This is a genomic window from Microbacterium natoriense (assembly GCF_030816295.1).
In the GTDB taxonomy this organism is placed as follows: Bacteria; Actinomycetota; Actinomycetes; order Actinomycetales; family Microbacteriaceae; genus Microbacterium; species Microbacterium natoriense_A.
In genome coordinates, this window is record NZ_JAUSXV010000001.1 from 2,814,778 (window position 1) to 2,836,990 (window position 22,213).

Below are 22,213 nucleotides of genomic sequence, written 5' to 3' on the forward strand. Positions count from 1 at the left end.
GGCTCATTCCGAGGCCACTCGCCGTACACGCGCCGTGAGTCGGGTGAGGATCTCTTCGCCGACCGTGTCGATCCGCTCCGCGAGCGTCGTGGCAGTCGCCTCGCCGTGCGCTCCCGTGCCGAAGATCCAGACGCGGTCGCCGACCTCCAGTCCCCCGCCTTCGACGAGCGATGTCGTGAGGTCGATCGACGCGACGATCCGCGTGCCCCGCTCAGTACCCACGGGCATCCCCGCCAGCGTGGACGGCAGACCGTCGAAGGACCCGATCGAGATCACCGCGCCCTCGTCGACCACGTCGATCACGGTCGCCGTCAGTTCGGCCACCGGAAGAACACCCTCGAGCTCGGGACCGTCGGCCGAGCGGATGCCGTAGCAGAAAGCGCCGATGCGCGAGAGGGTCCCCCTGAGTTCGGGGCGCCACCACGAGGCTGCGGACGCCGTCAGATGCTGCCATTGCGGCGCCGGCCCTGATTCTGCCGCCGTCGTGATCGCGCGGAGGAACACCTGCTGGGCATCGTCGTCCTCCGCGTCGCTCGCCTCGGCGAGATGGCTCCACACGCCCACGAGTTCGAGCGCGCCGGCCTCTTCAGCCTCTCGGACCGCGTCGATGGTCGCCGGCCAGTCTTCGAACAGCACTCCGTTGCGGTGCAGACCGGTGTCGATCTTCAGATGCACGCGCGCCCGGATACCGAGAACCGTCGCCCGGCTGATGACCCGCGAGAGGTACTCCGCGGTGCCGACGCCGAGATCGATCCGCTGCATGAGCGCCTCGTCGATCTCGGAATCCGTCGAGGTGGCCCAGGCGAAGACGTCCGCAGGTCGCTGGAGGATGCGCCTGATCTCCACTCCGCCTGCCACGTCGTAGCTGCCGAACCAGTCGACGCCGGCGCGCTGCGCGGTCTCCACGGCCCATGTGATGCCGTGCCCGTACGCATCGTCCTTCATGACCAGCATGAGGACCGACGGCGAGATGCGGGTGCGCACGGCCTCGATGTTCGCGATGAACTGCTCGCTGCTCAGGCGGAGCTCGGGCCGGCTCATGCTTCCCACTCCCTCTGTGCGTGCGAACCGGTCACTGCCACGAGCTCGGCGACGGTGAGGCCGGTGACCGCGCTCCAACGCGCCAGCGCTGGAGCGGCCGGTCCGATGCCCCCGAAATAGGTGACCTCGCTGCCGACGGCCGCCTCGTGCCCCTGCAGGTCGACGACGCACACGTCCATGGCGACACGGCCGATGATGGGCCGCTCTACGCCGTCGACCTCGACGTGCGCGTTGTTCCCGAGCGCCCGCACGATCCCCTGCGCATAGCCGCCTGTGACCAGTGCGACGACCGTGTGCTCGGACGCACGGTGCGTGTACCCGTACGACACGGCATCGCCGGGCTTCAGCCGCTTCGTGGACAGCACGCGCCCGGCGAGACGCAGGATCGGGCGGCTGGCGAGCACGCCGTCGGCATCGGGCAGTCCGTACAGCAGCGTCGAATCGATGTCGGGCTCCTCGTCGACGACTGCATCGATCCCCTCGAGAGCGAGCGCCTCGGCCTCGCTCTGCGAATCGACCAGCACGTGCGCGATGCCGGCGACACGCGCGGCCTGCCCGACCGTGAGGACGCCGTGCCCCCACGCGTCACGCCGGAGATCCGCGATGCGGCCTCCGGCCGCGACGGCCGCGGCGGCCGACGCGGTGAGCGCCGACCGGGAGATCACCGCGCGAGGAAGCGCACTGCTGGAGAGCATCAGAGTCCGATCGTACGGAAGTCCTTGCTGTGGATGAGGTGCTCGATCGCCGCACGAGCGCCGTCGGCGTACTCGTTCAGATGAGCGTGAGCTTCGCCGGCCGACCACTCGATACCGCGACGCGAGGTCACCGCCGAGAGGATCGCGTCCGCCCACTGCGGATTCAACGGCAGCGCCGGACCCTGCACGTTCGACGCGTAGGCCTCTCCGCGCCGGACGATCTCGCCTGCGCCGCTACCGCCTTCATCACCGACGCCTCCGGCGCGGGCGAAGCTTCCCTTGCCCGCCACGACGGCGCCGTACGGCACGGCATCCGCTCCGAGCATCCACCGCGACGCGTGGTCCTCGAAACCGATGACCCGGCCGTCGACGGTGTCGGCGATGATGTAGCCGACGTTGCGCTCGCGAGTGCGTGCGACTCGGAACGGGAAGATGCCGAGGCCTTCGAGCTTCTCGCCGTCGAGCAGGTCGACGCCTTCACTGAGCAGTTCTGCAGAAGCGCCGATCGAGAACAGCGAACCGCCGGCGGCGACAAAGGTCTCGAGCTCCGCCGAGCGCGCCCGCAGATCGTCTGCGACCAGGCGCATGGCCGAGAGCGGGCCGTTCCCGAACACGAGGATGTCCGCGTCGGCGGGAAGCGGGTCGCCGATACCCACATGCACCACATCGACGGGGACCCCGGCTCGCTCGAGACGCACCTGCAGAGCGCGGACGTTGCCGCGGTCTCCGGTGATGCCGAGCTCGACGGGATAGAGCTGGACGATACGCACGGTGTCGGTCATCGGCGGGCGATCTCCTGATCTCCGTGACCGAGCAGCCGTCGCCCGATCATCATCAGCTCGTAGTTGACGAACCAGGTCTGGGTGCCTGACGGCGAGGGCGTCAGGGCGCGCATGAGCGTGACGGCCTTCTCCATGTCGGGCTCGACGACGCCGATCTCGACACCGGCATGCTCGAGGCTGAGGGCGAGCTGGTACGCCTTCTCGCCGGTCACGACGTCGATGCGCTTCAGCACGTCGAAGTCGACGTCGTAGAGCCAGGAGACGTCGGGAGTGCCCTCGTCGATCGCGATCAGAGCGCGCTCGGGCGCGGTTTCGAGAGCGTCGAGATTCATCTGCAGACTCGGCGCATTCTTGAACATCACGAACTCGACCTGCTCGCCGGCGGGGTCGCGGCGCAGCGGGATGACCTCACCGCGTCCGTATGCCGGAGCCATCTTCGCGAAACCGTTCGCCGCCTTGTCGACAGCGAAGTCGGCGCCGAGAACCCGCGAGGCCACCGTCAATGCCGCCGCAGCGTCAGCCGCGTAGTGCAGACCTCGGGCGGGCAGCGTGATCGGCGCATCCGTGCCGTCCACACGCACGACCACCTTGCGCCCCTCGGCGCTGATCACCTCGGCGTACGCCTCGTGGTCGAGGATCCCCGCGATGCCGCTGCGCGTATCCGCCGCGTTGGCGAGGCCGTGGGCGGATGCGGCGACGAGTTCGCTCGATACGCCGAAGAACGATACCTCTCCGCGCATGGCGCTCGCATCGATCTTGCTCAGATACGGGTCGTCGCGATTCACGACGACGTGTGCCGACGCGCGCTGGGAGGCCTCGAGCATCATGTCTGCGACGCGTTCGGTCTCGTAGAAGCGGTAGAGCTGGTCGACCTGCACGTTCAACGACAGGATCACCGCGGGTGAGAGCCGGTCGGCGAGATCAGCCGCGTAGCCCTCGTCGATCTCGAGCACCGCGACGTCGGCCTTGATGCGGCCCGTCAGGGTGGCGTCGGCGAGGAGAGCGCTTGTCACGCCCTGAGGCAGATTCGCGCCCGTGGGGTTCGTGAACACTTTCAGCCCGTGTGCGCGCAGCACCTCGCTGATCATGTGGGTCGTCGTGGTCTTCCCGTTCGAGCCCAGCACGAAGACCACGCCGTATCGGAACTGTCCGGCGAGCGTCGGGAGCAGTGTGGGCGCCAGCCGGTTGGTCAGATAGCCGGGGAACGCCGATCCACCACCGCGCATCCGCGTGGCGAACCGCGCGAGCTTTCCCGCGAGGACGGGGAAGACGTAGCGGATACCTGCCGAGCGCGCCTGAGGTGCGCCCGACATCATTCGAGGTAGTCCCGCAGCGACTGCGACCGGCTCGGGTGGCGCAGCTTCGCCATCGTCTTCGACTCGATCTGACGGATGCGCTCACGCGTCACGCCGAACGTGTCTCCGATCTGGTCAAGCGTCTTGGGCTGGCCATCGCCCAGGCCGAAGCGCATCCGGATGACGCCGGCTTCGCGCTCGGAGAGGGAGTCGAGCAGCTGCTCGAGCTGGCGCTGCAGCATCGTGAAGCCCACCGCATCAGCCGGCACGACCGCTTCGGTGTCCTCGATGAGGTCACCGAACTCGCTGTCGCCGTCTTCACCGAGAGGCGTGTGCAACGAGATCGGCTCGCGACCGTACTTCTGCACCTCGACGACCTTCTCAGGCGTCATGTCGAGCTCACGGCTGAGCTCTTCAGGCGTGGGTTCGCGGCCGAGGTCCTGCAGCATCTGACGCTGCACGCGGGCGAGCTTGTTGATGACCTCGACCATGTGCACCGGGATTCGGATGGTGCGGGCCTGGTCGGCCATGGCTCGCGTGATCGCCTGGCGGATCCACCACGTGGCGTAGGTCGAGAACTTGAAGCCCTTGGTGTAGTCGAACTTCTCGACCGCGCGGATGAGACCGAGGTTGCCCTCCTGGATCAGATCCAGGAACTGCATGCCGCGGCCCGTGTAACGCTTGGCGAGGGAGACGACGAGACGAAGGTTGGCACCGAGCAGATGACTCTTGGCACGCTGACCATCGCGGGCGACCCACTGCAGGTCGAGACCCAGCTGGCTGGTCTTCTCGGCTGCCGTCATCGTCGAGAGCTTCTCTTCGGCGAACAGACCCGCCTCGATGCGCATCGCGAGCTCGACCTCTTCAGCCGCGTTCAGAAGCGCGACCTTTCCGATCTGCTTCAGGTAGTCCTTGACGGGGTCGGCCGTCGCGCCCGTGATCTGCGTGGAGTAGACCGGGACGTCCTCGTCATCGTTCGACGAGATGACGATCGCGCCTGTCGGCAGCGGCTCGGTGAACTTGGGCTTGGCGTCCTCGTCGTCGTCGTCGGCATCCTCGGCCGGCGCGGCGGGTGCATCGTCGTCTTCGACGATGTCGTCGGACTTCTTCTTCTTCACGGGAGCACGCTTCGCGGCGGCACGCTGCGCCGCCGTCTTGGGCACGGCCTTCTCCTCGACCGCGTCGACCTGCTCGTCGGTCTGAGGCGCGTCGGCGGTCTTCTTCGTCCGGGATTTGTTTGTCGTGGCAGGAGTCACGTTTCGCCTTTCACGGGGCAGCTGCATCGCCCCGGGACTTTCGGACACTAGTAAGACCCTTGTCAAGTCCAGCCTCCGAAAAGACTGATTGACAACGGGTCAGACACCTAGTATCGCACACGTATCGGAGTGCGGGTGCATTCGCTCGGGATTGCCCCGCAATACTCAGTGGCGGCCCTGCTTGTCACTCAGCCGCGGCCCTGCTTGTCGTCGTCGCCGGACGGGCGCGATGCGAGGTAGCGTTCGAGTTCGGCCGCGAGTTCGTCGGCGCTGGGAAGGTCGCGCTCGTTGAAGCCGCCCTCGTCGTAGGAGCCGTCCTCCGGATCGCGTCCAGCCATGTAGGCGTCGTAGCGGCGTTCGAGATTGTGCACCATCTGCTGCAGCTCATCGTTGCCGATGACCTGCTCGTCAACGCGCGCCAGGTAGTCCTCGCGCCGGCCCCGCACCTCGTCGAGCATCAGCACGAGTCCCGTGGCGGCCATCAGCCGCTCGGCCGCCGTGATCACGGCATCCGGATTCTCGGTCTCTGCCAGGTAGTGCGGTACGAGCAGCACGAAGCCCACGACCCGATCGCCTCGCTCTGCGAAGCGGAACTCGAGCAGGTGGCCCGCGGTCGCAGGCACCTGGGTGCGCGGCCGCCACACCGAATGCGCCACGGTGAGCTCGCGTCGATTGCCGCTGACCGTGGTGCCGATGGGCCGGGTGTGCGGCACGGGCATGGCGATCGAATGCACCCAGTTCATGCCGGACACCTCGAGTTCATCGGCGAGGGCGAGGACGACTCGTGCGAACTCGTTCCAGAGGAAGTCGGGTTCGTAGCCGGCCAGCAGCAGGAACTTCTGTCCCAGCGCGTCAGTGCCCAGCGACAGTTCGAGACGCGGCGGGCGGAACTCGGCCAGATGATCCTGGTCGAAGGAGATGACCGGGCGGCGAGCCCGGTAGTCGAGCAGCGCGTCGTTGTCGAAGACCACGACGGGCTGCAGATCCGCACTCTCACGGAGGTGGTCGATGAGCCCCGACACCGCGCTGCCCGCATCGGTGAAACCGGTCAGCAGGACGACGAGCGGAAGGCCGTGCGGCACCGCCGGGGCGTTCGCGACGCGTTCGTGGATGTCTGAAGGGTTGGGCATGCTTCCATGCTACGAGCCGTGTCGGTCTTGGGGGCGGCGCCGGTCTTGCTGACAGCGAACACGCCACGGCCGGGTACGGCCGAGCCCGGTGCACCGGCTCTCTAGGATGGAGTCATGACGCTTCCCGCGCTCTCACGCACCACAGACCCGTTCCCCGGAAGCGCTGCAGATGCCGCAGTGCTCGTCGTGCCCGACATCTCGGACTCGATCGAATCCCTCGCCGCATACCCCGGCCTCGCAGAGAGCCTCGCCGCCGTCGGCTTCACCGGCGCCGCCTCAGCCTTCACCCGCGTCTACGCTCCCGACGTCACCTCCGTGCCGCTCGCCGTGGTCGGAGCGGGAGCATCGCCGACCGCCGCCGCGGTGCGGAACGCCGTCGGCGCGGCCCTGCGCACCCTCACCGGGTTCGAGACGGTCTCGCTCTCTCTTGCTTCCGGCCTCGAGGGATTCGCGGATGCCGCGGCCGAAGGCGCCGTGCTGGGCGGTCACCGCTTCGACGGCTACAAGGCCGACCCGCCCAAGCCGCGCGCCCGCAAGGTCGTGCTCCACGCCGACGTCAGCGACGAGTCGATCTCCCGGGCGAACGCGGTCGGCGCCGCCGTCGCACTCGTCAAGGACCTCGTGAACGTGCCCGCGGAATGGCAGAGCCCCGCGCAGCTCGCGCAGAGCGCAGCCGACAGCGTCGACGGACTCGACGTCTCGGTCGAGATCTTCGACGAGAAGGCGCTCGCCGAGCAGGGCTTCGGCGGGATTCTCGGCGTCGGACAGGGCTCCGACCGCCCGCCGCGTCTGGTGCGCCTCGACTACTCCCCCGCCGGGGCGCTGCGGCACATCGCCCTCGTCGGCAAAGGCATCACCTTCGACACCGGAGGTCTGTCGCTGAAGCCCGCCGCCTCCATGGTCGGCATGAAGTTCGACATGGCGGGCGCCGCCACTGCCCTCGCCGCCCTCCGGGCCGTCGCAGCTCTCCGCGTTCCCGTGCGCATGACGGCATGGCTGTGCATCACCGACAACATGCCGTCGGGCCGGGCGATCCGCCCCGGCGACATCCTGCGCATGCTCGACGGCACCACGGTCGAGGTGACGAACACCGATGCGGAGGGCCGTCTCGTGCTCGCCGACGGGCTGGTCGCCGCCAGCCGGGAGCATCCAGATGTGATCATCGACGTGGCGACCCTGACCGGCGCCATCGTCGCCGCTCTCGGCCACCGTCACACCGGCGTGTTCGGCGACGACGCGACGGTGGCGGAGTTCCTCGCCGCCGCGGATGCTGTCGACGAACCGGCCTGGCACATGCCCCTTCCGGCGTATCTGGAGGATGCGATGGACTCGCCCATCGCCGACCTGCAGAACGCCAACATGGGTGACCGGATGGGCGGCGCATCCTATGCCGGCCTGTTCCTGCAGCGCTTCATCGGCCGCACGTCCGACGCCGACGACGCACCCCGCATCCCCTGGGTGCACCTCGACATCGCCGGCTCGAGCGAGCACAACGGCGCACCCTACGGCTTCATCGAGAAGGGCCCCACGGGGGCGATGGTCCGATCGATCATCGCCTTCGCAGACGCATCCCACCAGGAGGCAAGATCATGACCACACACACCTTCGACATCGTCGTCCTGGGTGGCGGCAGCGGCGGCTACGCCGCTGCTCTCCGCGCCAGCGAGCTCGGCAAATCCGTGGCGCTCATCGAGAAGGACAAGGTCGGCGGGACCTGCCTGCACCGAGGCTGCATCCCGACCAAGGCGCTCCTGCACGCCGCCGAGGTCGCAGAGCACGTCCGAGACGCCGCGCACGTCGGCATCTCGGCGACGCTCGACGGCATCGACCCCGCCGGCGTGCGCGCCTATCGAGAGGGCATCGTCGCCAAGAAGTTCAAGGGTCTCGAAGGACTCGTCAAGGCACGCGGCATCACCACCGTCGCCGGCACGGGGCGCCTGAACACCGATCGATCGGTGAGCGTGGGCGACGACGTCTACGTCGGATCCGATGTCGTCCTCGCCACAGGGTCGTACAGTCGCACCCTGCCGGGGCTCGAGATCGGCGGACGGGTCCTCACCAGCGAGCAGGCGCTCGCCCTCGATGTGATCCCCGAACGCGTGCTGATCCTCGGCGGCGGAGTCATCGGAGTCGAGTTCGCGAGCGTGTGGCGATCCTTCGGCGCCGAGGTCACCATCATCGAGGCGCTGCCTCACCTGGTCCCCAATGAGGACATCGCGCTAAGCAAGGGACTCGAGCGGGCGTTCCGGCGTCGCGGCATCCAGTACTCCCTCGGCATCCGGTTCGCCTCAGCCGTGCAGGACGACGACTCCGTCACCGTGACGCTGGAGGACGGTAAGGAGTTCACCGCCGATTACCTGCTCGTGGCCGTCGGCCGCGGGCCGGTCACCGCCGACCTCGGCTTCGAAGAGGCAGGCGTCGCTCTCGACCGCGGTTTCGTGACGGTCGATCAGGATCTCCGCACCGGCGTCCCGGGCGTCTGGGCGGTGGGCGACATCGTCCCCGGCCTTCAGCTCGCGCACCGGGGCTTTCAGCAGGGCATCGCGGTCGCCGAGCGCATCGCAGGCCTGTCGCCGGTGAACATCCCGGACTCGCAGATCCCGAAGGTCACATACTCGAGTCCAGAGGTCGCGTCGGTGGGCCTCAGCGAGGAATCGGCGGTCGCCGCGCATGGAGCGGATGCCGTCGCCTCGTACGAGTACAACCTCGCCGGCAACGGCAAGAGCGAGATCATCGGCACCGGTGGCCTGGTCAAGGTGGTCCGCCTGAAGGACGGCCCTGTGCTGGGGGTCCACCTGCTCGGCGATCGCGTGGGCGAACTCATCACCGAGGGCCAGTTGGCCGTCGTGTGGGAGGCGCACCCCGAGGACATCGCGCCCCTGATCCACGCACACCCCACCCAGAGCGAAGCGCTCGGCGAGGCCTTCCTGGCGCTGGCCGGAAAGCCGCTTCACGCCCTCTGAGCACCAATCGGTGCGCAGTTCACTAAGCTAGACACGCGTCATACAACATCTTGAAGGAGACTCCGTCATGAGCACATCCGTGGTCCTCCCCGCTCTCGGTGAGAGCGTCACAGAGGGTACGGTCACCCGCTGGCTGAAGCAGGTCGGTGACACAGTGCAGGCGGACGAGGGCCTGCTCGAGATCTCGACCGACAAGGTCGACACCGAGATCCCGTCGCCCGTCACCGGTGTGATCGAGGAGATCCTGGTCGCCGAGGACGAGACCGTCGAGGTCGGCGCTCTGCTCGCCCGCATCGGCGATGGCAGCAGTGCCGCGCCCGCTGCGGACGCGCCCGCTGCCGCTGCCCCGGCAGCGGAGGCCGCCCCCGAGCCTGCCGCCCCGGCAGCCGAGGCCCCGGCTGAGGCAACACCCGAGGCCGCTCCGGCCGCAGATGCCGCTCCGGCTTCAGCACCCGCTGGCGACGCGACCGATATCGTGCTCCCCGAGCTCGGTGAGAGCGTGACGGAGGGCACCGTGACCCGCTGGCTCAAGCAGGTGGGTGACACCGTCGCCGTCGACGAGGCTCTGCTGGAGATCTCGACCGACAAGGTCGACACCGAGATCCCCTCCCCCGTGGCCGGCGTCCTTCAGGAGATCGTCGCGGGAGAAGACGAGACCGTCGCCGTCGGCGCCGTCCTCGCACGTGTCGGCTCCGGAACGGCTCCCGCTGCTGCCCCGGCACCCGCTGCCGAGCCGGCGCCCTCTGCCGCTCCGGCACCCACGGCTGCTCCTGCCGCTGCACCTGCTCCTGCCGCTGCACCTGCACCTGCCGCTTCGCCCGCGCCCGCTGCTGCTGCCCCGGCGCCCGCCGCTGCTCCGGCAGCCCCGGCCGCCGCGGAAGAGAACGACAATCTGTATGTCACGCCGCTGGTGCGCCGCCTGGCGACCCAGCAGGGTGTCGATCTCGCCACCGTCAAGGGCACCGGAGTCGGTGGACGCATCCGCAAGGAAGACGTGCTGAACGCCGCTGCGACCGTGGCCGCTCCTGCGGCTGCGGCACCCGCTGCAGCCGCCCCGGCTCTCAAGGTCTCGCCGCTGCGCGGCACGACCCAGAAGATGTCGCGTCTGCGCAAGGTGGTCGCGGAGCGCGCTGTCGCCTCCATGCAGCAGACCGCCCAGCTGACCACGTTCGTCGAGGTCGATGTCACTGCTCTGGCGGCCTACCGCGACAGCGTGAAGGTCTCGTTCCAGCAGAAGACGGGCGACAAGCTGTCGTTCCTTCCGTTCTTCACGCTGGCCGCTGCTGAGGCGCTGCAGGCGTTCCCGATCATCAACTCGACGGTCGACGGCGACAGCATCGTGTACCCGGCGTCGGAGAACATCTCGATCGCCGTCGACACCGAGCGCGGCCTGCTCACACCCGTCGTCCGCGACGCCGCGAGCAAGAACCTCGCTCAGCTGGCGCACGAGATCGCCGATCTCGCCGCCCGGACGCGTGACAACAAGCTGAAGCCAGACGAGCTGGCCGGCGGCACGTTCACGGTGACCAACACGGGCTCGCGCGGTGCACTGTTCGACACGCCGCTCGTGTTCCTGCCGCAGTCCGCGATCCTCGGCACCGGCACGGTGTTCAAGCGCCCCGGAGTGGTGACTGTCGACGGCGCGGATGCGATCGCCGTGCGCTCGTACGTGTACCTCGCGATCTCGTACGATCACCGCATCATCGACGGCGCCGATGCCGCACGCTTCCTGGGGGCCATCAAGGCCCGCCTCGAGGGTGCGAACTTCGCAGCCGTTCTCGGAGCCTGATCACACGATCACCCTGGCTGGTCCGCGACGCCGTAGACGTCGCGGACCAGCCATTTCTCTGCCAGTCGCACGAGCACCAGCATGAGTTCGCCTGCCGTCTCCTCCGCGGTTCCCGACGCAGGTGAGAGACGGATCACCGCGATGTCACCATAGGCGTCGACGAGCTCGGTAGCGGGAGCACCCGACTCCGAGGCCTCACCCAGGGCGTCGACGATTCCCGCTGCCCCACTCGCCACCGCGCCCTCGCACGTGGTGTCGCCCCGATCCGCGCACGACGCGATCTCCTCGAGCAGTGCTGTCGCCGCCACCACAGGATCGTCAGACGTTCCCTGTGGGTCGGGTGGTCTCGGTGACTCCGCCGGGTCGTCCGCGTTCGGGTTCGCGGACGATCCGGTGGGGTTCGGGCCCTCGTCCGACGCCGGACTCCTCGACGGCGCGGCTGAGGATGCGGCTTCCCCTGTGGCTCCCCCCGGCCACAGCAGTCCTCCCGCGATCACCACGACCGCGCAGGCCCCCGCGATCATGATCTTGCGACGGGGCGGAGGTGAGGCGGTGCCCGACGCCGTGCGGGCGAGATCGCGCTCCCGCCGTCGGAATCGAGCCGACAGAGCGCTTCCCGCGCGATGCACGCGCTCGGCAGCGTCCGCCACCGCCGGCCGCAGCCTCGCACCGAAGACGCCCTGTCGCGCAGAGCTCCGCGACGCCCGGCGGGTCGTCGGCGGACGTATGCCGCCCTCGCGGAGCATCTCGATACCGCGCACGCGCTCGGGGGCGTGCATCGCAGTGTCGAGCGCTCGCGGCGCGGCGATCTCGAACAGCTCGGCTTCCCAGCGCTCGAGCTGCATCGGCGACATGCGCGGTCGGTCCCTGCCGTCCCGCAGTCCGTCACGCACCGCAGCGAGCAGGCGCCCCAGCGCCCGGTCGCTCCCTTCGCGGTGAACCCGGTCGACGACCGCGGCAGCCGCATCGCGCACGTCGTCGCCTTCGCCGATCACGAACACCGGCCGGCCACCGTCGGTGAGCCACCAGCACCCATGATCGCCCTCATCGACAACCTCACCGACTCCCCGGATCAGGCTCACGACGAGAGTGCTCGCCTCTCCGGCGGTGAGCGGTGCCCCGATCGCGGCGCGTCTCCCCAGGAACGCGTCGACGGTCTCGGTGCACCACGGCAACAGGACGCCGTGACCATCGGCGCGGCGCACGAGATCGAGAGGGCCGGCGACATGGTCGCTGCCCGCATAGCTCCACCCGGCCCACCCACTGAGATCGTCGGCGTCCGTCATCACGGCGACGGCCTCTCCTGCCGTGACGAGAGCCCCGCGGAACGGCCCTTCGTCGGCGCCCAGCACACGGATGGTGCGGTGGGCGCCCGGCACCAGTGCGGTGCCGCCTTCCGTCTCTGTGGTCATGCCCCTATGACAGCGCATCGGCAGCCTCCTCGGAGCCGGAAAGCCGCGGATGTGGAGCGATTCGCATGGAAGCCGAAATGTGCAGGAGGAGTCGAATCCGCCCGACGCGAACGGGACATCGCAGGCATGCCGGAATCGGTAGGCTGGTATACATGGCAAACCGTACGTCTGAACCTGAGAAGCGTCCTGGGTTCTTCTCCCAGATCAAGTCCCTCTTCACGTTCACCCGCGAGATCTACCCCTGGCTCCCCTGGGCGCAGATCGCCATCATCATCGGCGGCGTGCTGATCGGCCTGCTCGTCGGGGCCTTCATCCCCCCGGTGAACGTCTGGACCATGGTCCTGTGGAGCATCTCAGGTCTGATGCTCGGCGTGCTCGCCTCGATGTTCCTGATGACGCGGCTCTCGACGTCGGCGATGTACCAGAAGATCGACGGGATGCCCGGCGCCACCGGTCATGTGCTGAGCACGAGCCTCGGCCGCAATTGGCAGGCCTCCGAGGCGCCGGTCGGCATCAACCCGAAGACGCAGGACGCGGTCTATCGCACGGTCGGTCGCGGCGGCGTCGTGGTCGTCGGCGAAGGTTCCCGCGGTCGCCTCACCCGCCTGGTCAACGACGAGCGCAGCAAGGCGGCACGCGTCGCGCACGGTGTGCCCGTGACAGTGCTGTACGTGGGCCACGGCGACGACGACGTCTCGATCGCGGACCTCGCCAAGACGATCAAGAAGCTTCCCAAGGCCATCGACAAGACCACGATGGCTGCTGTCATCCGCCGCATCGACTCGGTCTCGCAGTCGATCTCCTCGCTGCCGATCCCGAAGGGCATCGACCCGACGAAGGTGCGTTCGCAGCGTCCCCGCTGATCCATCGAAAACAACCGGGACCACGAAGAAGGGCCGCTCTCCTCCGAGAGCGGCCCTTCTTCTGTCAGTCCGCGAGGAACTCCTTCGGGAGCCGTCGCACCTTGGCACGGCGCCGACGGCGCTCCGGGATCATCGAGCGCATCTCGTCGAGCTTGCCGAAGCAGAGCAGCCGATCTTCGTCCTGAAGCAGGACGTGCTTGCGCGGGTTCGGGATGACGGTGACGCCTCGATGCAGGGTGAGCACCGTGATGTCCCGATCCCACAGACCGAGATCACCGAGCTGCTTTCCCACCTGCTCGGCTCCCGCGTGGATCACGAGCTCGGCCACGCCGTAGCCCGTCGAGACGCTGAGGCGCTGGCGCACGTCGATCTCGGGGAAGTTCACCTGGTTGGCGATGTAGTCCACGATCGCGCCGGCGACGTCGAGTCCCGTCGCCTGCTCGATGCCCTGCAGGCCGGGCGAGGAGTTGACCTCCATGACCAGCGGGCCGTCCTCGCCTTCGAGCATGTCGACGCCCGCCACTCGCAGGCCCATGATCTGCGCGGCTCGGACGGCTGTCTGCTCGTATACGGGGTCGAGCGTGACGGCCGCGACCGAGCCGCCGCGGTGCACGTTCGAGCGGAACTCGTCTCCCGCTGCCGAACGGCGCATCGCGGCGACGACCCGGTCGCCGACGACCAGCGCACGGATGTCGCGTCCGCGGCTCTCCGCGATGAACTTCTGGATCAGCACGTTCTGCTTGGTCGAGTGCAACGTCTCGATGATCGCCTCGGCGACCTTGACCTGGGGAGCGAGGATGACGCCGATCCCCTGCGTGCCCTCGAGCAGCTTGATGACGACCGGCGCGCCACCCACGCGCTCGATCGCGGGCCGCACGTCTGCGCGGTTGCGCACGAACGCGGTCGGCGGCATCGCGATGTTGTGACGCGACAGGATCTGATTCGCGCGCAGCTTGTCACGCGCGCTCGAGATGCCGTTCGCGGTGTTGGGCGTGTACACGTCCATCTGCTCGAACTGCCGGACCACAGCCGTGCCGAAGTACGTGATCGAATTGCCGATACGCGGCAGGATCGCGTCGTAGTCGCTGAGCTGGCGGCCCCGGTAGTGCAGATCTGGCGCATCGGCGGTGAGATCGATCGCGAAGCGCAGGGTGTTCAGCACCTTCACGTTGTGTCCGCGCTGCAAGGCGGCAGAGCGCAGTCGTTGAGTGGAGTACGCCTGGGGCGCACGGGAGAGCACTGCGATCTTCACAAAGAATTCCTGCCAGGATGTACGGGTGAGTAAGACATCCCATTCAAACACTCTTATCGGGTGGCGAGAATGGGTGAGCCTGCCCGATCTCGGCGTCGACTGGCTGAAAGCGAAGATCGACACCGGTGCGCGGACCTCCTCACTTCATGCTTTCGGCATTCGCGAGTTCGAACGCGACGGCGAGGACTGGGTGCGCTTCTGGGTGAAGCCGTGGCAGCACAGCCAGGACGACGCCATCGAGGTCGAGTGCCCTGTGCACGATCGCCGAACCGTGCGGAGCTCCTCAGGCCACGCGCAGACGCGTTTCGTCGTCGAACTCCTCATCCGCCTATACGACCGCGAGGTGCTGGCTGAGGTCACGCTCAGCAATCGGGACGAGATGGGATTTCGGATGCTGATCGGACGTGAAGCGCTGCGACAGGGATACGTCGTCGACCCCGCTCGCTCTTTCGTCGGCGGCAAGGCCCCCCGCGACGCTCGCCGCCGCAATCGCGGCAAAGACGCCTCAGCGGGCTCCGAGACCGCGTAGACGGTCGGCTCCCGAAGCGGATCAGGCCCGGATCAGCACCAGGCCCGCGACCTTGTCATGCAGACCGCGCTGATCCGGATCCCACACGACGGCCGGGATCACGAGCACGAGCAGAAGCGTCCGCACGAGCGGGCGCCACAGCCCCACCCACCCCGGGCCCGAGAACAGCACGACGCGCATGCCCAGGATCCGGTGTCCCGGACTGCCGCCGGCCGTCGGGATGAAGAGGATCTGCACGACGGCGAAGACGATCAGCGTCGCCAGGGAGTCGTACTGGAAGAAGGCGATCGAGATGATCACCGCGGCGGCCCAGTCGATCGCGAGTGCGCCGATCCTGCGGCCGGGACGGGCTATGCTCCCAGGGCCCTGCTCGGGGAGACCGAGTCGTTCGCCGGGGTAGGAATTCGCAGCATCCGTCACCCTTCCAGCCTACCGGCGCGTAACATGCTCGAAACAAAGCGGACACCAAGGGGAAATCGTTCGCACGTACTGTGCACAGTGGCCGTGAAGCCCTCGATCCGCATTACAGGAGTCGTCCATGTTCAAAGATTCGTCCGAGGTACTGAGCTACATCAAGGAGAACGACGTCAAGTTCCTTGACATCCGCTTCACCGATCTCCCTGGCGTGCAGCAGCACTTCAACATCCCGGCATCGACGGTCGACGAGGACTTCTTCGTCAACGGCCAGCTCTTCGACGGTTCCTCGATCCGCGGCTTCGCCAGCATCCACGAGTCCGACATGCAGCTCATCCCGGATGTGACGACCGCCTACGTCGACCCGTTCCGCGAAGCGAGCACGCTCGTCATGGTCTTCGACATCTACAACCCGCGCACCGGCGAGATCTACTCGAAGGACCCGCGTCAGGTCGCCAAGAACGCTGAGAAGTACCTCGCGTCCACCGGCATCGCCGACACCGCATTCTTCGCCCCCGAGGCCGAGTTCTACATCTTCGACGAGGTCCGTTACTCGGTCACCGCCGGCGAGAGCTTCTACAAGGTCGACTCCGAAGAGGCCGCGTGGAACACCGGCCGCGAGGAAGAGGGCGGCAACCTCGGCAACAAGACCCCCTACAAGGGCGGTTACTTCCCCGTCTCCCCCGTCGACAAGACCGCCGACCTGCGCGACGACATCACGCTCAAGCTCATCGATGCCGGATTCATCCTCGAGCGCTCGCACCACGAGGTGGGCACGGCCGGTCAGCAGGAGATCAACTACCGCTTCGACACCATGGTGCACGCGGCCGACGACATCCTGAAGTTCAAGTACATCGTCAAGAACACCGCTGACCTCTGGGGCAAGTCGGCCACCTTCATGCCGAAGCCGCTCTTCGGCGACAACGGCTCGGGCATGCACACGCACCAGTCCCTGTGGAGCGAAGGCAAGCCGCTCTTCTACGACGAGGCCGGATACGGCCAGCTCAGCGACATCGCGCGCTGGTACATCGGCGGCATCCTGGCGCACGCACCCGCGCTGCTCGCGTTCACCAACCCGACCCTGAACAGCTACCACCGTCTGGTCAAGGGCTTCGAGGCTCCGGTCAACCTGGTCTACTCCGCCGGCAACCGCTCCGCCGCCATCCGCATCCCGATCACGGGCTCGAACCCGAAGGCCAAGCGCATCGAGTTCCGGGCGCCTGATGCCTCGGGCAACCCGTACCTCGCCTTCGCCGCCCAGCTCATGGCCGGTCTCGACGGCATCAAGAACCGCATCGAGCCGCACGAGCCGGTCGACAAGGACCTCTACGAGCTTCCCCCCGAGGAGGCCAAGAACATCCCTCAGGTTCCGAACTCGCTGCTGGACTCGCTCGAGGCCCTGCGCGAGGACCACGCCTTCCTCCTCGAGGGCGGCGTGTTCACCGAGGAGCTCATCGAGACGTGGATCTCGTACAAGTACGAGAACGAGATCCTTCCGATGGCCCAGCGCCCGCACCCGTTCGAGTTCGAGCTGTACTACGGCGTCTGATCGAATCGCACGAAGGCCCGCCCCGATCATCCGGGGCGGGCCTTCGTCGTATCGGGAGACACCCGACACGACGCGCGGTGCAACCGGCTTGACTCAGGAGCGCCCGCCTGCTCAACTGACAGTTCCGTTCCGACACTCTGGGGGCACGATGCGACGTCGTCGACCGATCACCACGCCTGAACCGACGACCGCGGTGCAGCCTTATCAGGGCACGCGTCCGCACTCGCAGCCGACGACGGCCGCCGCGGCGATCGCCCGGATCAACCCGTTCATCTTCGGGCTTCTCGGCGCCCTCGGCGTCCTCGTCGCGCTGACCGTCGGCGGCATCGTCACCCAGCTCGGCACGGTGCTCGTCTACATCGGGTTCGCAGTGTTCCTCGCGCTCGGGCTCGATCCGATCGTCACCTTCCTCGAGCGACGCTTCTCGATGCCCAGGGCGGGGGCCGTGGCGATCGTCGTCGCGATCGTGCTCCTCCTGTTCGCGGGCATCATCCTCGCGATCGTCCCGATCCTCGTGACCCAGATCACGAACCTGATCGACAACGGCCCTCAGATGGTCGAAGACATCCAGCACGCAGACTGGTACCAGAACCTCACCGCCCAGTTCGGCGCCAACTTCGAAGACGCCGCAGCATCCGCCCTGACGTTCGTCAAAGACCCGACGAACCTCCTCAACATCAGCGGCGGCGTGCTCGCCGTCGGCACCGGCATCGCGGGCGGCTTCACCGGCGTCACGATCGTGCTGATCCTGACGCTCTACTTCATGGCTTCGCTGCGGAGCATGAAGAAGGTGGCGGCCCGCTTCGTTCCCGCCTACCAGCGCGACACCTTCAGCAGCCTCGTCGAGGACGTCTCGGGCGCGGTCGGGCGCTACGTGATCGGCCAGGTCAGCCTGGCGCTCGTCAACGGCGTGCTGAGCCTGGTCATGCTGTCGATCATCGGCGCCCCGGTACCGGCGCTCCTCGCGCTCATCGCTTTCATCGGCTCGATGATCCCGCTGGTGGGCACGCTCTCGGCGTCGATCATCAACGCGCTGATCTGCCTCGTCGTGAGCCCGGTCACAGCGATCATCGCGTTCGCCTATTACCTCGTCTACATGCAGATCGAGGCATACGTGCTCTCCCCCCGCATCATGAGCAAGGCCGTGGCCGTTCCCGGCTCCCTCGTCGTGATCGCAGCGGTGGCCGGCGGAGCGCTGGGCGGCATCGCCGGCGCCCTCGTCGCGATCCCCGTGGCGGCGAGCATCATCATCATCGTGCAGAAGGTGCTGTTCCCGGCTCAGGACCGCAAGGTCGTGCCGCCCGAGGTCATCGCACGATAAGCGCCATCGGCTGCACCGTGGCCACGAAGGACGAGACCTCGCCGACCTCCTCGCCGTCCACCTCGAACTGCTGAGGAGACTCCAGCGTCACCGAGACGGTCTGCGCGGCGACGTGGCGCGTCGACTCCGTGCTCACGGCCTCGGTCGTGCCGCCCAGAACGCGGCGGATGCCGTTGTCCCACACGACCGACCTCACGGTGTCGAGCCACTGCAGCGCGCCGTCAGCGCTCACGAGAAGCAGATCGAGCTGACCATCGTCGAGCACCGCGTCGGGAAGAAGGCGGATGCCGCCCTGGAGCATTCCGCAGTTGCCGATGATCATGGTGTGTCCGCGGACCTCTTGGGTGTCGCCATCGTCGATCGTCAGTGTGATGTCGGTCATCTCGGTGCCGGAGAGCGCCCGCCCCATCGCCTCGACGTAGGCGAGCCAGCCCGCACGGTCTTTGAGGTCGTCGTTCGTCTCCACGAGCATCTGCGCATCGACTCCGAAGCCGACCATGACGGTGAAGGCTCGCTTCTCGCCCCCGAACTCGACCCAGCCGATGTCGATCTTGCGCGGCTCTCCATCGCGCACGCGCTCGAGCGCGGCCTTGAGATCGTCGAGAGGCACGCCCAGGTTCCGCGCGAGCAGGTTGCCCGTGCCCTGCGGCACGATGCCGAGGGCCACGTCGGTTCCGGCCAAGACCTCCGCGACTGCTCTGACCGTTCCATCGCCGCCGACGGCGACGACGACCTCGCAGCCCTCCTCCACGGCGGCGGCGGCCATCCCTCGGCCGGGATCGTCTTCGCTGGTCTCCCACCACGTGACCTCGCCGGTGATCGACTCCGCCACGGCTGCGCGCAGCTGCTCCTCATCGATCTTCGAGGGATTCCAGATCACGCCGAGTCTTGAGATCGTCATGGAGACAGCTTGGGCGAGAGCCGAAGATATCGCAAACCGAACGCTCAGCCGTAGAAGAGCGCTTCGAACGCCTTCCGGGCTCGCCGCGTGACGCCCAGGTAGTCGTCCTCGAGCACGGTGGCCGAGCGCTCCGGATAGCCGAGCAGGATGCCGATCGCGTCGAGCTGTCGCGGTTCGGTGGGCAGCACGTCGCTCGTCTGGCCCGTGAAGAGCGTGATGGCCGATCGCAGACGACTCGACAGGCGCCAGGCGTCGCGCAGCAGGTCGGCGGAGGCCGGCGGAATGAGATCCGCCTCGACCGCGGCGTCGAGAGCCGCGATCGTCGACGTGGTGCGCAGCGCGGGCACGCGGTGAGCGTGCTGCAGCTGCAGCAGCTGCACGAGCCACTCGACGTCGCTGAGCGTGCCCGGTCCGAGCTTGAGGTGACGACGCGGGTCGGCTCCCTGCGGGAGCCGCTCCCCCTCGACACGCGCCTTGATCCGCTTGATCTCCCGAGTGCCCTGAAGATCGACGGCTTCGGGATAGCGGATGCTGTCGGCGAGGGCAATGAACCTGCTCGTCAGCTTGGCGCTGCCGGCGACGCCGCGCGCGCGCAGCAGAGCCTGCGCCTCCCACGAGAGGGACCAGCGCCGGTAGTACTCCGCGTAGGCCTCGATCGAACGGACGACAGGACCGCTGCGCCCTTCAGGGCGGAGGTCGGCGTCCAGATCGAGGGGAACTCTGTTGTCGGCGAGATGCTCGCGCAGGCCCGCGACGATCTGCATCGACAGCTTCTGCGCACGTTCAGGGTCGACCCCGTTGGCGTCGTAGACGAAGAGGATGTCGGCATCCGATCCGAATCCCAGCTCCGCGCCGCCGAACCTTCCCATCCCGATCACGGCGAAGTCGAGCGCACCGTCCTCCGGGGGGACGACCTCGCGGTAGACCGCCCGCAGTGCCGCCTGGATCGTGGCGTCGGTGATCTCGGTGAGTGAGGTCGCGACCTCCTCGATCGTGAGCACGTCGAGCACGGCTCCCATGGCCGTCCGCAGCAATTCGCGGCGGCGCAGCGCCCGCACGGCGCGCAGGGCGCCGACCACGGTGTCGTGCCTGGTCTGGATCGCCCGCGCCTCTTCGTCGATCGCCGCGCGGCTGCGAGGACGGAGCAGTTCGGTGCTGTCCAGCCAGGCGACCGATTCGGGGATCCACTCCATGAGCTCGCCGACGTACCGCGACGACGACAGCAGGCGGGTCAGGCTCTCTGCCGCGCCGGACGAGTCGCGCAGCATCCGCAGGAACCACGGAGTGTCGCCGAGCCGTTCGCTGATCCTCCGGAAGGCGATCAGCGCGTAGTCGGGATCGCTCCCGTCGGCGAACCAGCGCACCATGATCGGCATGAGATGGCGCTGGATCGTCGCCTTGCGGCTGAGGCCCGTGGTCAGCGCGCCGATGTGCCGCAGCGCACCGGTCGGGTCGCGGAAGCCGATGGCGGCGAGGCGGTCGTGCGCCTGCGCGGTCGACAGCGTGCGCTCGTCTTCGGGCAGCGCGGCCACCGCGCTCAGCAGCGGACGGTAGAACAGCCGGATGTGGATCTCGCGGACTTCCCTGCGCACGCTTTCCCAGCGCTGCCACACGGCCTCGCCGGATTCGGCCAGAGCCGTGCTGCGTGCGAGCACTCGGAGTCCGGCGGGCGTCCGCGGCATCAAGTGGGTGCGGCTCAGCTCGCGCAGCTGCAGGCGGTGCTCCATGAGGCGGAGCACGCGGTAGTCGTCTGCGAAGGTCGCCGCCTCGACCCGCCCGATGTAGCCGCCCTCGACCAGCGCGTCGATGCTCTCGAGCGTCCCGCGCGTGCGGATCGTCGGATCGGTGAGGCCGTGGACGAGCTGCAACAGCTGGACCGTGAACTCGATGTCACGCAGGCCACCGGCACCGAGCTTGAGCTGATACGGCGCGTCATCGGGGTCGATGTGCTCCATCACCCGCTCGCGCATCCGTTGCACGCTGTCGACGAAGTTCTCGCGCGCCGCGCTCGACCACACCTTCGGCTGCACGGCTTCGATGTAGGCTGCGCCGAGCGCGGCGTCTCCGGCCAGGGGCCGCGCCTTCAGCAGCGCCTGGAACTCCCAGCTCTTCGCCCAACGGTCGTAGTAGGCGAGATGCGAGGCGAGAGAGCGCACCAGAGCACCCTGCTTGCCCTCCGGCCGCAGAGCGGCGTCGACCTCCCACAGCGGCGGCTCGGCTTCGATGCCGCTCAGTCCGCGCATGGTCTCGCGGGCGAGGCGTGTCGCGACGTCGATCGCGCGGGCCTCGGACACCACCTCTTCATCGGAGGTGCCGCCGACGAAGATCACGTCGACGTCGCTCACGTAGTTCAGTTCTCGGGCGCCCGCCTTGCCCATCCCGATGATCGCCAGCTGGGTCGCCGCGATCTCCTCATCGCCGAACGCCCCGCGGACCTGAGTGCGCGCGACTGCGAGAGACGCTTCCAGAGCTGCTCCGGCGATATCGGCAAGCGCCGCCGCCACGTCGCCGACGATGTCGACCGCGCTCGCGTGACTCAGATCGAACGCGGCGATTCCCGCGAGCTCTCGCCGGTACGCGACACGCAGAGCCACGAGCGCGTCATCACCCGCGGATGCCGCGAACCCCTCGCGAGCGCCGATCGCCTCGAGCATCCTCGAGCGCAGCTCATCTGCCGACGGCAGCCGCTCGGCAGATGTCGCCAACACCGACAACTCGGACGGATGCCGCAGGAAGAAGCCGCCCAGTCCCTGAGACGCGCCGAACACGCGCCAGGCCCGGCGACGCGAGTCAGCTTGGAGGAAGAGCGTCTTCAGGGGCGCAGCGTCGCGCCGAGCCACCCGCAGCATGCCCTCGACCGCGGCATCCGGGTCGGCTGCCTGCGCGCCATCGAGCAGAGCGGCTCTGTCAAGGCCGAGCAGAGCGGCCAACTCGTCGAGCGAAGCGGCTGCCTCGCTCAGTTCTGCGAAGCCGAGCCTCGCCAGGGCAGAGAGCGAGACGGATTCGTCCGAACGGGCCATG

Annotated in this window: 18 protein-coding genes; 7 read left to right on the forward strand and 11 right to left on the reverse strand. The window is 68.0% G+C overall.

The window, feature by feature from the left end; all coding sequences use genetic code 11:
- Positions 1 to 3: 3 nt before the first annotated feature.
- From QFZ53_RS13175 to QFZ53_RS13200, 6 genes are all read right to left on the reverse strand, one after another.
- Entirely contained in the window at positions 4 to 1,041 is a 1,038-nt protein-coding gene (locus tag QFZ53_RS13175; protein WP_307297100.1) for an alanine racemase, read from the reverse strand.
- The gene (locus QFZ53_RS13180; protein ID WP_307297102.1) at positions 1,038 to 1,736 is read right to left on the reverse strand and encodes an alanine racemase; all 699 of its coding nucleotides are present in this window, start codon (positions 1,734 to 1,736) and stop codon (positions 1,038 to 1,040) included. The genes QFZ53_RS13175 and QFZ53_RS13180 overlap by 4 nt, the downstream gene beginning before the upstream one ends.
- Positions 1,736 to 2,518: a type 1 glutamine amidotransferase gene (locus QFZ53_RS13185; RefSeq protein ID WP_307297103.1), complete on the reverse strand. Its 783-nt coding sequence runs from the start codon at positions 2,516 to 2,518 to the stop codon at positions 1,736 to 1,738. The genes QFZ53_RS13180 and QFZ53_RS13185 overlap by 1 nt, the downstream gene beginning before the upstream one ends.
- Positions 2,515 to 3,834 (reverse strand): MurT ligase domain-containing protein, encoded by a 1,320-nt coding sequence (locus tag QFZ53_RS13190; protein WP_307297106.1) that lies wholly within the window; start codon positions 3,832 to 3,834, stop codon positions 2,515 to 2,517. Before QFZ53_RS13190 ends, QFZ53_RS13185 begins: the two co-directional genes overlap by 4 nt.
- Positions 3,831 to 5,069, reverse strand: a complete 1,239-nt coding sequence (locus QFZ53_RS13195) for an RNA polymerase sigma factor (protein WP_292909010.1) — start codon at positions 5,067 to 5,069, stop codon at positions 3,831 to 3,833. The genes QFZ53_RS13190 and QFZ53_RS13195 overlap by 4 nt, the downstream gene beginning before the upstream one ends.
- 188 nt (positions 5,070 to 5,257) lie before the next feature.
- Entirely contained in the window at positions 5,258 to 6,199 is a 942-nt protein-coding gene (locus QFZ53_RS13200; protein WP_307297108.1) for a proteasome assembly chaperone family protein, read from the reverse strand.
- A 114-nt stretch (positions 6,200 to 6,313) separates the two neighbouring features.
- On the opposite strand from QFZ53_RS13200, the gene QFZ53_RS13205 reads away from it, so the two are divergent.
- From QFZ53_RS13205 to sucB, 3 genes are all read left to right on the forward strand, one after another.
- Positions 6,314 to 7,792: a leucyl aminopeptidase gene (locus QFZ53_RS13205; RefSeq protein ID WP_292909006.1), complete on the forward strand. Its 1,479-nt coding sequence runs from the start codon at positions 6,314 to 6,316 to the stop codon at positions 7,790 to 7,792.
- Positions 7,789 to 9,162 carry a dihydrolipoyl dehydrogenase gene (gene lpdA / locus QFZ53_RS13210; protein WP_307297111.1) on the forward strand — a complete coding sequence of 458 codons (1,374 nt, stop codon included), beginning with the start codon at positions 7,789 to 7,791 and terminating at the stop codon, positions 9,160 to 9,162. Before QFZ53_RS13205 ends, lpdA begins: the two co-directional genes overlap by 4 nt.
- A gap of 67 nt (positions 9,163 to 9,229) precedes the next feature.
- Positions 9,230 to 10,951, forward strand: a complete 1,722-nt coding sequence (gene sucB, locus QFZ53_RS13215; RefSeq protein WP_307297112.1) for a 2-oxoglutarate dehydrogenase, E2 component, dihydrolipoamide succinyltransferase — start codon at positions 9,230 to 9,232, stop codon at positions 10,949 to 10,951.
- Between the two features lie 8 nt (positions 10,952 to 10,959).
- On the opposite strand, the gene QFZ53_RS13220 is transcribed toward sucB, so the two are convergent.
- Positions 10,960 to 12,363: a hypothetical protein gene (locus QFZ53_RS13220; protein WP_307297114.1), complete on the reverse strand. Its 1,404-nt coding sequence runs from the start codon at positions 12,361 to 12,363 to the stop codon at positions 10,960 to 10,962.
- A gap of 152 nt (positions 12,364 to 12,515) precedes the next feature.
- Between QFZ53_RS13220 and QFZ53_RS13225 the strand changes: the two genes are divergently transcribed.
- Complete coding sequence (locus tag QFZ53_RS13225) at positions 12,516 to 13,226, forward strand: DUF4191 family protein (protein WP_292908998.1); 711 nt, start codon at positions 12,516 to 12,518, stop codon at positions 13,224 to 13,226.
- Positions 13,227 to 13,290: 64 nt separating this feature from the next.
- On the opposite strand, the gene rimK is transcribed toward QFZ53_RS13225, so the two are convergent.
- Positions 13,291 to 14,478 carry a 30S ribosomal protein S6--L-glutamate ligase gene (gene rimK, locus QFZ53_RS13230; RefSeq protein WP_292908996.1) on the reverse strand — a complete coding sequence of 396 codons (1,188 nt, stop codon included), beginning with the start codon at positions 14,476 to 14,478 and terminating at the stop codon, positions 13,291 to 13,293.
- Positions 14,479 to 14,503: 25 nt separating this feature from the next.
- Between rimK and QFZ53_RS13235 the strand changes: the two genes are divergently transcribed.
- Positions 14,504 to 15,007, forward strand: a complete 504-nt coding sequence (locus QFZ53_RS13235) for an ATP-dependent zinc protease family protein (protein WP_307297118.1) — start codon at positions 14,504 to 14,506, stop codon at positions 15,005 to 15,007.
- 21 nt (positions 15,008 to 15,028) lie between these two features.
- Here the strand turns inward: QFZ53_RS13235 and QFZ53_RS13240 are convergent, their stop codons facing one another.
- Positions 15,029 to 15,427 carry an RDD family protein gene (locus QFZ53_RS13240; RefSeq protein WP_292908992.1) on the reverse strand — a complete coding sequence of 133 codons (399 nt, stop codon included), beginning with the start codon at positions 15,425 to 15,427 and terminating at the stop codon, positions 15,029 to 15,031.
- A 118-nt stretch (positions 15,428 to 15,545) separates the two neighbouring features.
- On the opposite strand from QFZ53_RS13240, the gene glnA reads away from it, so the two are divergent.
- Positions 15,546 to 16,970, forward strand: coding sequence for a type I glutamate--ammonia ligase (gene glnA / locus QFZ53_RS13245; RefSeq protein WP_292908990.1), 1,425 nt, complete (start codon positions 15,546 to 15,548; stop codon positions 16,968 to 16,970).
- A 148-nt stretch (positions 16,971 to 17,118) separates the two neighbouring features.
- Positions 17,119 to 18,291 (forward strand): AI-2E family transporter, encoded by a 1,173-nt coding sequence (locus QFZ53_RS13250; RefSeq protein WP_307297124.1) that lies wholly within the window; start codon positions 17,119 to 17,121, stop codon positions 18,289 to 18,291.
- Here the strand turns inward: QFZ53_RS13250 and QFZ53_RS13255 are convergent.
- On the reverse strand, positions 18,278 to 19,192 hold the full coding sequence (locus QFZ53_RS13255; protein WP_307297125.1) for a diacylglycerol/lipid kinase family protein: 915 nt from the start codon (positions 19,190 to 19,192) through the stop codon (positions 18,278 to 18,280). The genes QFZ53_RS13250 and QFZ53_RS13255 overlap by 14 nt on opposite strands.
- A gap of 44 nt (positions 19,193 to 19,236) precedes the next feature.
- Positions 19,237 to 22,212, reverse strand: coding sequence for a bifunctional [glutamine synthetase] adenylyltransferase/[glutamine synthetase]-adenylyl-L-tyrosine phosphorylase (locus QFZ53_RS13260; protein ID WP_307297127.1), 2,976 nt, complete (start codon positions 22,210 to 22,212; stop codon positions 19,237 to 19,239).
- Between the last annotated feature and the right edge of the window lies 1 nt (position 22,213).